The sequence below is a fragment of the Methanobrevibacter sp. genome (genome assembly GCF_017447225.1).
In the GTDB taxonomy this organism is placed as follows: Archaea; Methanobacteriota; Methanobacteria; order Methanobacteriales; family Methanobacteriaceae; genus Methanocatella.
This window is the reverse complement of sequence record NZ_JAFSNZ010000009.1, coordinates 1-16,618: the sequence shown is the minus strand read 5'-3', so window position 1 is coordinate 16,618 and position 16,618 is coordinate 1. Positions and strand designations below refer to the sequence as shown.

Below are 16,618 nucleotides of genomic sequence, written 5' to 3'. Positions count from 1 at the left end.
TAACATGCAGAGAAGAGACGCTATTTTTAAAATAATGGAATCAATCGATGACGAACTGGTAATCTGCAATATAGGATTTCCTTCAAGGGAACTCTATGATATCCAGGACAGGGCTGAAAACTTCTATATGATCGGATCAATGGGACTTGCCTCATCAATAGGTCTGGGTCTGGCACTGTCACAGCCTGAAAAGGACGTTGTTGTAATTGACGGTGACGGAGCACTTCTTATGAATATGGGTTCACTCGTTACGGTCAATGCATGCAGTCCAAGAAATCTGACATGGATTGTAATCAACAACGGCGCATACGGCTCAACAGGAAATCAGGAAACATATGCAAAAGGTCTGGACCTGGTAAGCATTGCAAAAAGCGTAGGTATTAAAAGCCATAATTTCTTTGATATCGAATTAAAGAAAAAAATAAGAAATGACAGCTGCAATTTTATAGTGTTTAACTGCAAACCTGGAAATTCTGAAGCACCAATTATCGATTTAACACCGGAAGAGATAAAAGACAGATTTATGAATGTAATTGACAGATGATAACTTTCACCAATCATTAACCATCAAAAAACATTATTTTTTAATCAATGTCCATAAATGTACAATTAAAATTTTATAAAAACCCCTAAAACTACTGAAAAATAACTGATTTTACAAAGTATTATATAAATAGAAAGTACAAAATTATATTATACTAAAATTTTTAGTATGTTATAAAGTAAAAAAGTGATATATTATGGAAAAAAATAAAGAATTTGCTTCTAAAATAAAAAGCATTAGAGAAAGACAGAATATGACTATAGAAGAGCTCGCCGAAAACAGTGGCGTTAAATTAGACGTTCTAAAAGCTATGGAAGATGGAGAAGTTATCCCGTCATTAACACCATTAACAAAAATGGCAAGAGCTTTAGGAGTCAGACTTGGAACATTCCTGGATGACACCCCACAGATTGGACCTGTAGTCACAAGAGCCGGAAAACCGACAAACTCATTATACTTCTCAGGAAGAGAAGATGTTACAAACGCAAGTAACCTTGAGTTCCATTCTTTAGGATCAGGTAAAATCGACAGGAATATTGACCCGTTCATAATCGACATCGCTTATGAACCTGGAGAAAAGGAATTATCCTCACACGAAGGAGAAGAATTCATTTATGTATTAGAAGGAGAAATTGAAGTAATCTATGGAAAAGACACATTCACCATAGGCGAAGGAGACAGCATATTTTATGATTCCGTTGTTCCTCACCATTTACATGCAACCGGTGAAAAAGAATCTAAAATATTAGCAGTACTATACACACCATATTAAATTGAAGGAGTTTTGGTTAAAATGTTTAAAATGAACTTAAATAAAGTAAATAATGAAAAAGAATTTGAAGTAAATGACAGTTTTAGATGTTTTAAACCAGACTTGGACTTGAAAAGATTGCGATTGCAACAAGAAGCAGAATTCGAAACCAGACTTTTTTACGAAATACAAAATAATTAAAAGGTGTGAAAATGAGTGAATTATTTACAGAGCTTTCTCTTGGAAAATTTTTCGAAACACAAGTAGAAAAACAACCAGATCATGAATTTATCGTATATCCAGATAGAAATTTAAGATTTACATATAAAGAATTTGATGAACGTGTTGATAATCTTGCAAAAGGATTATTAGCTTTAGGAATTGAAAAAGGAGACCATGTAGGTATCTGGGCTAAAAATGTACCTGAATGGTTAACATACATGTTTGCAACAGCCAAAATAGGTGCAACAATCGTAACAGTCAATACCGCTTACCAGTCACATGAGCTGGAATATGTTTTAAAGCAATCAGATATGAAAGCTATTGCTATGACTGACGGCTTCAGGGACACAAGCTATTTTGACATTATTCATGAGCTCGTTCCTGAATTAAAAAACTGCGCCAGAGGCAGCCTCAACAGTGAAAAATTCCCATGCTTAAAATATGTCTTCCACGTAGGACAGGAAAAACATCGCGGAATGTATAACACTAACGAATTGCTGTTACTCGGTATGAACTACGATGACGACGAATACCAAAAGGTAAAGGATGCAGTAACCCAAAATGACGTCATCAACATGCAATACACAAGTGGTACGGAAGGATTCCCTAAAGGAGTAATGCTTACAAGCAGGAACATCGTTAATGACGGATTCTACATAGGTGAAAACATGAACTATTCACCTGCCGACAGATTACTCCTACAAGTGCCATTATTCCACTGTTTCGGAACCGTTTTAGGTGTTATGGCAGTCATTACCCATGGTTCCACCATGATTATGCTTGAAGAATACGATCCGTTACTTGCAATCTCATCAATTCAGAAAGAGAAATGTACTTCCATTTACGGGGTGCCTACCATGTTCATCGGTATGATGAACCACCCAATGTTTGACATGTTCGATATGAGCTCCTTACGTACAGGTATCATGGCAGGATCAACCTGTCCTGTTGAAACCATGAAAGATGCTATTGAAAAAATGAACATGAAAGAGATTACAAGCGTATACGGATTAACTGAAGCGGCTCCTGGTTTTACACAGACAAATGCTGCAGATTCCTTTGAGAAAAAAATCAATACTGTAGGCAGAAAATTCCCTAACATTGAAGTTAAAATCGTTGATCCTGAAACTGGCGAAGAGTTAGGTCCTGGCGAAACCGGAGAAATCATGTGCAGAGGTTTCAATGTAATGAAAGGATACTATAACATGCCAGAAAAGACTGCTGAAACCATTGAACCTGACGGATGGCTCCACTCCGGAGACTTAGCTACTGTAGATGAAGACGGATACTACTCCATTGTAGGTCGTATCAAGGATATGATTATCAGAGGAGGAGAAAACATCTACCCAAGGGAAATCGAAGAATATCTCTTTACTCATGAATGCGTTCAGGACGTCCAAGTTGCAGGTATTCCTGATGAAAAATACGGAGAAATCGTTGGAGCATTCATTATTAAGGAAAATGGCTTTGATGATGTAACTGAAGCAGACATCCGTGATTTCTGTATTGGAAGCATAGCCAGATACAAAGTTCCTAAATACGTATTCTTCGTTGATGAATTCCCATTAACTACAAGTGGTAAAATTCAAAAATACAAATTAGGCGACTTAGGATTAAAGCTTCTTGATGAAAGAAGAGCTAATGGGGAATTATAACTTCCTCAAACTTTTTTTATTTTTACAATTTTTGAAAAAATTGATTAAATTTTAATAAATTAACCTTCCAATGTAGATAAGCATAATCCAATAATTCTATTTTTATGAAAGATGTAATAATTTGAAAAGTATGATTAATTAAATTATAAGTTTTATAGAAAAACAGTTAAATTATAAATCAAATTTTTAATTAAAAAGAAAAAAAGATAGGAGTAAAAATATGCTCCTAATTTATCACAATTGTGTTTGTATGAACTTCGTTCAGATATGTTGATGTAATCAGATATTGACCTGATTGCAGATTGATATTCAGTCTGGCATCACCATTGATATCTGTTGTCCTATCATAAGACATTCCATTAATATTGAAAGTAACAGTCTGACCTTCATACGCATTACCTTTTCCATCCAGCACATGAGCAATGAATTGAGAACCGTCTTTATAACTCATTACCAAATCATTTGTTATGAAATCCTCTAAGATATGGATGTGATTACCTTCGGCACATTCTTTATAGTATGTGGTTATGATGTAATCGCCAGGACCCAAATTAATATTTAATCTGACATATCCATCATTGTCAGTATAACGGTTATAAATCATACCATGAATGTTGAATGTTACCTGTTCACCCGCTTTAGCATAAGATCCATCTTCAGTAATGATTCTGGCTACAAACTGACTGTCATTGTGATAATACTTAATCAGGTTATTATTCTCAACAATCTGAGTAAGCACAGTTATTAAATTGGAATGTTTTTCGCCAGTTACAGGGTTGAATGCAGTTAAAATGTATGTGCCTTTTTGCAGGTTGATATTCAATTTAGCCCAACCGCTTTCGTTAGTTGTTCTAGTATAGAATACGCCGTTGATATTAAAGGACACATTTTCATTTACTAACGGATTACCCTGACTATCCAGGAATAATGCATAATATTGAGTTCCGTTTCTATAAACTTTAACAATATCGTTTCCATAGATTGTAGGTAAAACAGATACGAATGAGGTTATTGAAGTACTGTTGAACTCTTCATTTCCATTGAATGTAACGATTGCTGAATAGTTTCCTCCGCCTAAGTTAATGGCAAGTGACGCAGTACCGTTCTCATCAGTGGTTCTATTATATGTAACACCATTGATTTTGATTGAAACAGAAGCGTTAGCTATTTTATTTCCGTTTAAATCCTCAAGATATACATATAATCTTTCAGGACCAGAATAATACTTGATTACATAAGGAGCATCGATTAAAACCCTATTTTTAATGTCAACTTCAGTATCATTCTTCTCTGGTGAGTACTTATCATCACCGCTGTAGATTACAGTAATATTGTGAGGGCCTGCAGTCAAGTTAGGGTCATAAATAGTAACTGTTCCGTTTACAACCTTACCGGTAAAGTTTTCTCCGTCAACAATCACAGTAACATTACCGGTTGCATCACTAGGAAGGTTGATAGTGATATTTTTACCGTTTTCAATAATGTCAATTGGGTAATCATCAACTTTTGAAACTTTTACTGGAGCTGATGTAGTGTTTGAGTCATATTTTACGCTGCCGTTATAGATTGCATTTACTGTGTAATTGCCTTCAGCCAATCCGGAAATATTGAATCTGGATACGCCTCTGTTAATTGGAGCAGTGTAATTTGCTGAATCAATTTGGATAGTGATTTCTCCAGTGGCATCACTTGGTACTATTACATAAACAGTTAAATTATCTCCAACATGAATATCATGAGTTATGATGTCAATTGGAGTGATATGCTTATCATCGACAACAAATGAGGAAGATTTCTCACTTTCACCATATTTGTCATCACCATCATATCTGACTGTAATGTTGTGTTTGCCTATGTCGAAATTGGTCAGTTCAGCTGATCCTTTACCGTTTGTGACGTTTACATAGTAACCGGTACCGTCAACATCAACAAATACTACGCCGTTAACGTCTTCAGGCAGTTCAACTGAAACGACTGCATCATTTCCATCAACTTTAATATCAACATCAAATTTGTAATCATCAACTTTAGGCACTTCAACGGTTGTTGTATTGTCATATGGAGCATATTTATCATCACCAGGATAGATGACTTCGACAGTATGGTTTCCAGGAGCTAAATTACTGGTATCTACAACGACAGTATTGTTGATAACTTCTCCAGGAACTTCTTTACCATCAATCAATACAGTTACATTGCCTGTTGCATCCTCAGGCAGGACTACAGTAACATTATCATCATTTACATCCACATTTATTTCCGGAACGGATTTGATGCTTACTGCAAATGAAGTTGCATTGGATGCTGATTTATAGACATCATCACCGAGGAATGTTGCAGTCACATTATAATCGCCTGATTTTAAGTTATCAAGTTTCAATACTCCATATCCTTCTGTGACATTTACATAGTAACCTGTTGAATTGACATTTACTAAAACAATTCCGTCAATATCTTCAGATAATCTGATTTCAATTGTTTCTGTTTCATTGACCAGTATGTCTTTTGCATCCACTTTAATTTCAACAGCTATTTTTTCAACAGCAAATCCTGCAGTATTATTGCTTGGCAGGTAACTTTCATCGCCGCTGTAGATTGCAGTGACTTCATAGTCTCTAGCTGTTAAGTTGGAAATAGTGAATGTAGCGGATCCGTTTTCTAATTTTTCTGTGTATTCTCTTCCTCTGATTACGATTGTTACCTCACCAGTTGCCCCATCAGTGACATTAACAGTTATAACTGCATCCTGTCCGACAATAATGTCTTTGACATCGATTGAAAGTGCGGAAGATTTTTTGTCAGTGACTTCAAATGAGGTACGGTTGCTTACTGCATTATACTTAGTGTTTCCAGGGAAGTAGACTGTAGCATTATAATTACCGATAGGCAAGTTTGAAATAGTTAAATTACCAATTCCATTTTCTACAAATGTTGTGTAATTGATGCCTTCAATTTCAACAGTGATTACTTCTGTAAAGTTAGCGGTGGTAATTGTCAGTACCTCATCATGGCCGACGACAATATTTTCACCTGATATTATGATGTCTGTTTTAATTTTAGAGCACACAAAAGAACATGTAGTTGAATTTGAATAATATTTGTCGTCACCGAGATATGTTGCGGTTACAACAAATTCACCAGTATTTGCTGGAACAATTAGATATTTTGCAGTTCCGTTTTCTACATCAGCATAGAACTGGGTTCCGTTAATGTCAAGTAATACATAGCCGGTTGCATCGCCAGGCAATTTAACAGTAATGTTAATCATCTGACTGATATCAATATCTGATACGCTTAATTCCGGCACCACATCATTTTTGTAAACATTGAATGATGCTGTGTCATTTGATGACAAGTATTTGCTGTCTCCAGGATATACAGCATAAACTGAAGCTTCACCTTCTTTCAAGTCTGAGACTGTTAATATAGGATTTGTTACGTTTACGCTATAATGTTTGCTGTTTACATAGACATCAACTGTTCCTGTAACATCTGAAGGAGTTATGAGCAATCTGATTGTAGCATTTTCACCAACTTTAATGTCTGAAATTGAATCGATAACAATTGCAGATTTGATTTTGGATACTGTGAATACATCACTTCCTTCATGAACTACAGTTTTTCCATCTTCAACATTTACGAATACTGCTCTGACAGTATAAGTTCCTGAAACAAGGTCATCCAATGTTAAAGTAGCAGTACTGATGTTTGTTGCAGAGTCATATGATATTTCTCTTGTGAATTCTCTTTCATCGACATAGAAAGTTACATTTCCTGAATATTCTCCTATAGGGAAAGTGACAACGATTGTTTCGGTTTCGCCTACACTGATGTCATGGCCATTTACATTGATTTCAGAACCGTTCATATATACTTCAAATGGTAGTTTGGATGAATTTGAAGAGTAATATTTGTAGTTTTCCAGATAAACTGCTGAAACATTATAATCGTCCACATCAGGTTTTATAATAGTTAAACTAGCTTCCCCATTATTGATATAAACCGTGTATTCGTCATGACCGTATTTAGTTACAACATTTAAGGTTGCAACGCCTGTTACGTCTTCCGGACCTGTTACATGAATGACGACATTATCTCCGTAAGCATAGATTTCTCCGTCAGGCAGGGAAATGCTAATCTCAGAAGTCACTTTGGAGACTTTGAAGCTTGTCTCAGTTTCATTTGAATGGAAGCGGTCATCACCAAGATATGAAACAACCACATCATAAGATCCTACAGCCAAGTTAGGAACATTCAATATGACTTTTGAATCAGTAATGTTTGCATAATATTTGGTTCCGTTGATATCAACAAGAACAATGCCTGTAGCACCATCAGTAAGGTTTACAGAGATTTCAGTTGCCTCACCTACAATAATGTCTTTAGCAGACGCATTAATTAAAGTATCTTTCTTGTTAACCGTGAAGTTAGCTGTTGAATTGCTGATTAGGTAGACATCATCACCGCGATAGTATGCAGTCACATGATAATCACGGGCAATTAAACCGGAAATTGTGAAATTAGCTGAATCACCGGATAATTCCTTAGTGAAAGTGTCACCTGCAACAACGACAGTTACACGGCCAGTAGCGCCAGGAGTGACATTAACATAAACAGTTAACTCATCACCAACAAATATATCTGAAACATTAATCGTGATTGCAGAAGGCAATTTATCACTGACTTTAATAGAAGTAGTGTTGTTTACTGCACCGTATTTGGTGTTTCCAGGGAAGTAAACAACAACATCATAAACATCAGCAGTCAGATTAGAAATACTGAACTTACCAACACCCTTCTCAACAAAAGTAGTATAATTAACACCACCAATCTCAACAATAACAACCTCAGTAATATTAGCAGACATCACAATGTCAAAGACTTCTCTCTGACCGACTATAATATCAGAACCGCTAATGGAAATTGTAGTTTCAAGCTGAGAAACTGTGAATGATGAACTGGTTGAATTAGCATTATACTTATCATCACCTAGATAGTTAACAGTTACATTATATTTGCCAACAGCAAAATCACTGATAACAGCAACAGCACTGCCATTGATAATTTCAGCATAAATATGTAAGTCATCAATATCAATTAAGACATCACCGGTAGCTTCACCGGCAACAGTTACGTTAATTATCTCATCTTCACCGATTTTAATGTTAGTTACATTTAAACTGATTGGAGTGTCTTTTTTATGGACAACAAAGGTTGAAGTGGTATTGCACAATTCAAACTCATCATTACCCATGAAGAATGCTGAGACTTGATAATTACGTGCAGTTAAATTGGAAACAGTGAAATTAACCTTACCGTCAACAAGATCATGAGTGTAAGCCAAACCACCGATAGTCACATAAACAGGACCATAAATACCTTCAGTAGCATTCACATAAACCATAATATCCTCACCAACAGTAATATCTGCAACACTTACATTAATTTTGGAAGATTTTTTACCGTTTACAGTGATATTTGTAGTGTTTGTAACTGCATAATAATTATTGTCACCGGCATAGGATGCAGTGATGTTATATTCACCGACAGGCAAATCACGGACAGTGAGATTACCTTTTCCTTTATATACAAATGTTGTGTAATTTTCATTTCCTACTTTAACGGTTATTATATCAGTGATATTTGATGATAATGTGAATTCAATTTTCAAATCATGACCTACAATAATATCGGAAGCATTGATTATCAGATCTGTTGATAATTTTGAAACAGTGAAATATACTGTTGTGGAATTGTCATTGAAGTAATTATCACCCAGATAGGTTACAATTACTGTGTAGTTTCCGTCAGTCAAATCACTTACAGTTAAATTGGCTTTTCCATTTTCAAGATATTTATGGTAAACTGTTCCATTCAAATCAATCAATACTTCGCCTGAAGCAGTGTCATTTAATGTAATGTTAATGACTTCAGACATATCTTTAGTAATGTTTTTAACTTCCACATCAACAGTTGTGTTAAGTTTTATCACAATGAAAGAAGCTGTGAATTCTTTGTAATCGTATAAGTCATCCTCATAAGGAACAACAATGTCATAATCTCCTTCAGGAAGTAATGGAAGAGTTAATGTTGCCTTATGGGTTGTTGAATTGATTTCAACAATATAATCATCATCTTCAACAAATACTATTAAATTATTTGAAGTAACATTTTCAGGCAATGTGAAAGTGATTACGTTATTTTCAACTACAGTGATTAAATCTTTTAAATCGATTAAAATATCATAATCATCAATCTTTTCAACTTCAACAAGAACCAGATTAGAGTTAGCGCTTGTATGATTGTCATCACCGGCATAGGATGCTCTTACGAAAATATCACCCGGAATTACATCAATAACCAAATTAGCTTTGTTGTCTTTGATTTCACGACTATAAGGAACATTATCCACATAAATTGTAATGTTTCCTGTTGCATTTTCAGTGATGTCCACAGTTATATTGAGTGTTCTGTTTTCAACAATGACTGAAGGGGATAATACTGTTCTGATTTGAGCAACATTGAATGTTGTGGAATTTGTTTTGAACAGATACTTGTCATCAGTGAAATTGACTACAACTTTATAATTTCCGACAGCCAAATCAGGAACAGTTAATCTTGCAACACCATTCGTTATTTCCGCCCTTTTAATTTCACTATTGTTTACAGTAATATTCACATATCCTTTTGCATCACTTGGAAGATATACAATAATTGTTGCATTTTCACCTACAATAATATCATTAGCTGTAGCATTTATCAAATAATTACCCGTTTGAGGTAGGGTAATCTGTTTATCTGTAGCGTTTTCCAAGTATTTTCCGTCACCGGCATAATTTGCATAAACAGTGTAAGTGTCAGGATAAAGATCAGTGACATCCAATGTGGCCTTGCCGTTTGCAATAGTTACATTCCTATTGATACTGCCTACCCTTATGGTCACATTTCCGGTAGCATCACCAGGGACACTTACAACAACTATACTATTATCTATAAAGTCAATAGCTATTGTGGAATTGACTTTGCTGACAGTGAACGTTTTAGTTATGTTTTTGCTTTCGTATTTATTATATCCCTGATATAAAACCGTGATATTGTATGTTCCTGCGGCCAAATTCCTGATGTTGAATGTAACATTTCCGTTTATAATAGCTTGGGAGTATCTGTTTGAACTGAAGTTACCATATATCAAAACATCATCTGTTGCATCGCTTGGAAGAGTGACATTTACGATTTCAGTCTGTCCTACATTGATATCGGATACATTGAAGTCGAAATCATAGTCACTTACCTTAATTACAGTAACGTTTAAGGTTAAGCTGGCCGGATTATATCTGTCATCCCCACTGTATGAGATTGCAGGTGAGTATGATTGTGCTAAAGGATAACCGTCAATGGTAACATTAGCAGAACCGTTTACTAAAGGTACGGTATATGAAACAATACGGCTGACAATCGTGATTGTTCCGGTAGCGTCTTCAGGCAATTGCACTTTAAATGTGACTTTTTCTCCAACATGAACGGTTTTATTATATTCAGGAGTTACATCAACGTCCAATTTTGAAATAGTAAGTGTTCCGGATTGTGTTTTTAACACATATTTTCCAGGTTCTTCGAATGAAACGAGATATGGGAAACTTCCATAATAAGGAGCTGTTATATTAACAACAGCAACACCGTTTTTAACTTCTCCTTTGAAGTCTGTCGCAAAAATACGGACATTAACCTCACCTGTAGCATCGGTTGGCAATTCCACTTTAAATGTAATGTTGTCCCTGACGTAATTCGGATCGCTGACGGTTACATTGAATAAGTAATCGTTTATGGATAATACTTCAAAGTTTCCATATTTGATGTCTGATTCGTATTTGGAATCATTATCAAAGGCAACTGAGAAAACATATTGTCCTTTAGCCAAACCTGTTACATTAAACCATCCGGTACCGTTAACTACAGTGACAGATTTGTTGATATAATCAGTATTATCGATTGTAATTGTTACATTTCCCGTAATATCTTCAGGTAAGGTAATTTTAATGTGTTCTTCGCTTCCAACATAGATATTTTCCGGAGTTACGTCAAATGCATAAGAATCAATTTTGACAACAGTCACTTCAATTACTTTGGTTGCATTGTGGTATTTGTTGTCTCCTGAGAAGAATACAGTAGTATTGTAGATTCCTTCAGGCAGATTCGGAATGACAACACGGGCCGTACCGTTTGTAACATTTGCGGTATAGTTTGTATTGTTTATGCTTACAGTTACAGTTACATTTCCTGATGAATCAGTAGGCAATTGTATATCTACAGTTAAGTTTTCACCTACTTTAGGTTCGTTGGCAACGACATCAAACTTATAGGAAGATATCTTGGATACATGGACATCCTCATATCTGGTAGATGCTTCAAATTTGCTATTACCTAAGTACTCGACAATGATGGAATAATCTCCTTCTTCCAATCCGATTATTGGATGATTGATAGTACCGTTTACTATGGATGCGATTACAGGAGTTCTGTTTTCGACAGTGATTCTAACCAAATCAGTGTCATTTGCTTCAGGTATGGTAATTACCAGATAAGCAATGTCTCCAACATGTATATCATTAATAGTGATATTGAATTCATAATCAAATGTTTTATCACTTCTTAAGGTAATGTTTTTAGAAGCAGGCTCATAATTATTATTACCACTGTAATCGATTTTTACAGGATATTGTACACCTGCAGACAATCCTCCGACAGTTAAATTAGCTTTACAGTCTTTCACTTCAATATTAGGATAAGTTTGCCCATTAATGGTAATATTTACATAACCATCAGCATCAGCAGGCAGTTCTACTGTAATATTTGCATGAGTATCATTAGCCTGACCGTTAGGAGTGAAATCATAATTTGCAATTTTTCTTACATAGAAATCTTCAAATACTCTGTGACATGGTTCATATTTGCTGTCTCCGCTGTATGTAGCGTCAATAGTGTGTTTTCCTACAGGCAATCCTGAGATATTAATGGAACCTGTTCCATTTTTAAGATTAATTATGTAAGTTGATCCGTTTATGAGCAGTGTGACATTTCCGGTTGTATCCTCTTCAAATGTAACCTTAATTGTTGCATTTTCACCTACATAAATGCTTTCGGTTTCAAGCATTGAATAGTAGTTATGAATTCTGCTTACAGTCAGGACATGCTCTTTTACATCAGGCAGATATTTCCTGTCGCCCGTATAAGTTACATTGAATGCATATTCATGCCATACCAGGCCGGTGATATTGAATAATGCCTCACCGTTATTTATCTTTTCAGTGTAATCTGTGTTGTTGATTGTGATTGTAATATTTCCTGTTGCATCGCTGTCAACAGTTACTTTAATTATTGCATCATCATCAACATAGATAGTGGAGTTATAAATAACGTTAACTGTTGGAGAAACCCTTTCCAAATCAACTATGAATGTTCTGTTGGAAGGTCCGTATTTAGTGTCGTTTTCAAGATAGACCGTACCGTTATATGCACCGCCGTTAAGATTTGGAATCATTACGGTAGCCTTACCTTTACTTATGTGGGCAGTGTAGTTGGATCCGTTGATTTCAACGACCACATCCCCATCAACATCACTTGGAAGGGAAATGCTGACATATACATTCAAATCACTGTCTGTTGTTGCAGACACATTAAAGTCAAATGCGTAAATGTAGTATACAAAGAATGAAGATGTATTTGTGGCTGTATTGTAAATTGGACCTTCTGCATATTCTGCAGTTACATTATATACTCCTCTGGAAAGTCCGCTGATTATAAACTTAGCTACAGTGTTGTTTGCATATGCATAATACTTGGTTCCATTTACATCCAGAAGTACAAGGCCTTTTGCATCACTAGGTAAAATGACAGAAATTGTCTCATTTTCACCAACTGGGATAGGGGCAGTTTGTACAATAATGGTCATATTCTTTTTAGTCACATTGAATGAAGCGCTGTTATTGGCTTCATAATACTTATTGTCACCTAAGTAATGTACTCTTACACTGATATTGCCTGCGGTTAAGTTATTAACATATAATGTAATTGATGATTTGTTAACATATCTATATTCATCATCATCTACATCAATAAATACTGTTCCTGTGATATCACTAGGCAAGTTAACTTTAATTGTAGCTATTTCACCCACATGGATATCACTGACTGTAATATTTATTTGTGGGGTGTGTTTATATACTGTAAAACTAGTCTGATTGTATGAGCTGTAGAAGTATGAATCACCATTATAGATTGCATAAGCAGTATAGTTATTACCTGACAAACCAGTTAAATTAAGCTGTGCAGTACTATTAGCTAAAGTAAGGATATACATCTTATTATTTACGAATACATATACAGTACCAGTAGTACCATTTGTAACAGTTATATTAATAGTTGTGATATTGCCATAATATACATTATTAGCAATAATGCTTAAAGTGGAATTACGAAGTTCAACCTTGATTTCCACCTCTGCAGTGACAGTCTGATTATAATCCATATATGATGCGATAACATCATATGTATTAGGTGCCATATTATACAAAGTCAATACAGCAGTACCGTTTATAAGAGTTACATTATAATGAATGTCATTAATTGCCAAATCAACAGTACCGTTATATGTAGTGTTTACTACAGTAGTTGTGAATACTACTTTCTCACCATAATTAGTCTGGTTTACAGTAAGGTTAATTATTAAATATAATATACCACCAGGCATCACATTAACATCGGACAGACCTAATCCAGCATAGTCATCTGCTGAAACATTATGATAACCGATAGCAATATTGTTAACTGTTGAAACATAATGGGTATTATTGAAAGATGTGCTTAACCTTTGAGATTCGAAAACATTGACCAAGTCTTTGTTCAGTTTAATGTAGTTACCGTTATCGTCTTCAACTGATGTATATATTACTGCAGAATTTATATCTGAAATGAGAGTGTCATTATTTAATGTAATTATATATGTATCTGAAGTAATGGTTCCGTTATTATAAATTAGATTGTTGAATGTGTTTGAAGCGAAACTTGCAATACCCTCATTGAATACTGAATAGCCTTCGCTGGAAGTTGAGGTCTGTGTGTTTGAATCCAAACTTACTGAAGCATGCTGGCAAATGAAAATAGTGTCATTTCCGATGAATCGAGATTCGGAAATTCTACCGTTGGTACCATGCCATTGAAGTGATTTTCCAGTTGAATCAGTGTCATCAAAGTTTGAATTGATTAAGTTACCGTTTGTGGATCTCCAGTAAACAGAAGAACCGTTTATACCATTGTTTGAAATGAATGTTGAGCCTTGAAGTTTACCTGCGTCCCCATTCCAATATACAGCACCACCTATCTGAGCAGTGTTGTTTTTGAAATTTGAGTTGATAACCTCATTATTGGCTGCTGCAATATATATTGCTCCACCTTCAGCGGAAGCAGTGTTATCTTCAAATTTGGAAACTGAAATGGAAGTTCTTCCTTTAGCAATATATGCTCCACCACCATTGCTAGCGAGGTTATTTATGAAATTTGCGCCTGCAATAGCTATCATGTTTGGAGTGTTTGAATATAATCCCCCACCATTGGCAGAAGCTATGTTATGAGTGAAATTGGTATCTACAACACTTATACTGCTTACATCACCATGAATAAATAATCCTGCACCAGTTGGAGCTGTGTTGTTAATAAATTGTGAATCAGCTAAAACAGCAACACCTGATCTTGAAAATAATGCTCCACCAGCTTCATCAGCAGTGTTGTTGATAAAAGTCACATTATTCATGTCAAAATCACGAGCTTTAACAGCACCACCCTGAAATTTAGCATAATTATCAACAAATTTGGAATTATAAACATTTAAAGCATAAATCTGACCGAAACATAACGCTCCACCATGTATAGCATTATTGGAATAAAATTCTGAATTATTGACAGTGACTGTTCCTGAATATCTTATAGCTCCACCTTCAGAATCTTTTGCAGAGTTATTTATGAATTTGGTTGAATCAATGTTAACTGTAACATATCTATATACCAAAATCGCTCCACCACCCATTGCACTAATTCCTGTTATAGTGTTTTCCTCAAAAACACAGTTTTTAATGTTAGCGATATATCCTGGCTGGTTGGAATTGTCGAATTCAATTGCACCACCATACTGAAGAGCTGTGTTTCTTCTGAAAGTGGAATCAGTAATATTGATTACTGTACTGTCCTGTTGAGCAAAATAAATCGCTCCACCACCCCTACCTGATGCTGTAGCTTCATTATCCTCAAAGGTACAGTTAATAACATTTAAAGGAATTGTGGAATAAATTGCTCCACCTTCAGTTGCATAACCGTTTATAAATTTAATATTTTTAAATGTGATATTTGATGACGTTGAATATAAATGGAATATTCTGGAATTGCCATTTGCATCAATGGTATGTCCCTGACCATCTATAATCAAATCATGCCTATAACTAAAATAGATTGCACTATAAATGCTGTAGTCATCATTCAAATAAATAGTGGAACCGTCCGGAGAATTACTTATACGTCTATTTAAGTCCGTATAGGTTCCAGTTAGTAAGTCATCAGAATCTGATGCTTCCATAACATCATCATCCGATATCATCATAATTTCATTATTTTGCATATCATCAACAGAGATGATATCATTTCCATCTGTTACTGCTGTTAAATTATCATCTAAATTGTTAACATCACTTGCAGAAGCGCAAGAGAGAGTTACAAATAAAGATACAATTAAACAGACAAACAATATCGTTTTGTATTTAATAAAAAAACCCCCAAGTTTTTTCACAATATAATGATTGTTATTATATTAGTTAATGTTTTTAGTATGGATTTTAAGAATATATATAGTATTCTAAAAAATGCCAAAAACGGCTAAAAAAAGAGGATTTTAAAAAAAAAATAAGAAAAAAATTAAAGATTTAATTCTTCAATTTTTTTGTCAAAATCAGTTAGTTTGCGTGCAAGACCCGTAAAATACGGAATATAAACTTTAGAAAACATAATTCTTTCAGGGTTTTCATTAAATTCTTCTAAAGTTTCTTTTATCCTTACAATTTTACGTTCAACTTCATCATACATCAAATCACCAGGGAATTCTCCGATAAAGACACCATCAGCTCCATTTTCCAAAGCATACTTGATATGGTTTGGCCTTACACGATTGACTGAAATGACCTTTATAATATGAATGGATTCAGGGTAGGATAGCCTGTTGACTCCGATGTTGTCCGCTGCAGTATAGCCTATATTGTCCAAGAATACAAGAATCATACGCTGACCTTCCTGTTTTTTGGAAAGTACTCCCTTAATGGTTGCCATAATCTTTTCATCAATGTTACCGTTAACATGAATGGCCTTTTGACGACATCCTACCAGACATTTTCCGCAACCGGTACATGC

5 protein-coding genes are annotated in these 16,618 nt (G+C 35.0%); 3 read left to right on the top strand and 2 right to left on the bottom strand.

Annotated elements, in window-relative coordinates:
* Positions 1-4: 4 nt before the first annotated feature.
* From comE to IJQ68_RS00510, 3 genes are all read left to right on the top strand, one after another.
* Complete coding sequence (gene comE / locus IJQ68_RS00520; protein ID WP_292795552.1) at positions 5-544, top strand: sulfopyruvate decarboxylase subunit beta; 540 nt, start codon at positions 5-7, stop codon at positions 542-544.
* Positions 545-740: 196 nt separating this feature from the next.
* The gene (locus tag IJQ68_RS00515) at positions 741-1,316 is read left to right on the top strand and encodes an XRE family transcriptional regulator (protein WP_292795550.1); all 576 of its coding nucleotides are present in this window, start codon (positions 741-743) and stop codon (positions 1,314-1,316) included.
* 191 nt (positions 1,317-1,507) lie between these two features.
* Positions 1,508-3,172 (top strand): AMP-binding protein, encoded by a 1,665-nt coding sequence (locus IJQ68_RS00510; RefSeq protein WP_292795547.1) that lies wholly within the window; start codon positions 1,508-1,510, stop codon positions 3,170-3,172.
* A 226-nt stretch (positions 3,173-3,398) separates the two neighbouring features.
* Here IJQ68_RS00510 and IJQ68_RS00505 read toward each other — a convergent pair whose 3' ends face one another.
* On the bottom strand, positions 3,399-15,962 hold the full coding sequence (locus IJQ68_RS00505) for an Ig-like domain repeat protein (protein WP_292795545.1): 12,564 nt from the start codon (positions 15,960-15,962) through the stop codon (positions 3,399-3,401).
* 167 nt (positions 15,963-16,129) lie between these two features.
* On the bottom strand, positions 16,130-16,618 hold a 489-nt coding region (locus IJQ68_RS00500; RefSeq protein WP_292795543.1), incomplete at its 5' end, for a hydrogenase iron-sulfur subunit.

Excerpts from the sequence above, each read along its gene's own strand:
- comE (WP_292795552.1), top strand. The coding sequence starts at position 5 with ATGCAGAGAAGAGACGCTATTTTTAAAATAATGGAATCAATCGATGAC.
- IJQ68_RS00515 (WP_292795550.1), top strand. The coding sequence starts at position 741 with ATGGAAAAAAATAAAGAATTTGCTTCTAAAATAAAAAGCATTAGAGAA.
- IJQ68_RS00510 (WP_292795547.1), top strand. The coding sequence starts at position 1,508 with ATGAGTGAATTATTTACAGAGCTTTCTCTTGGAAAATTTTTCGAAACA.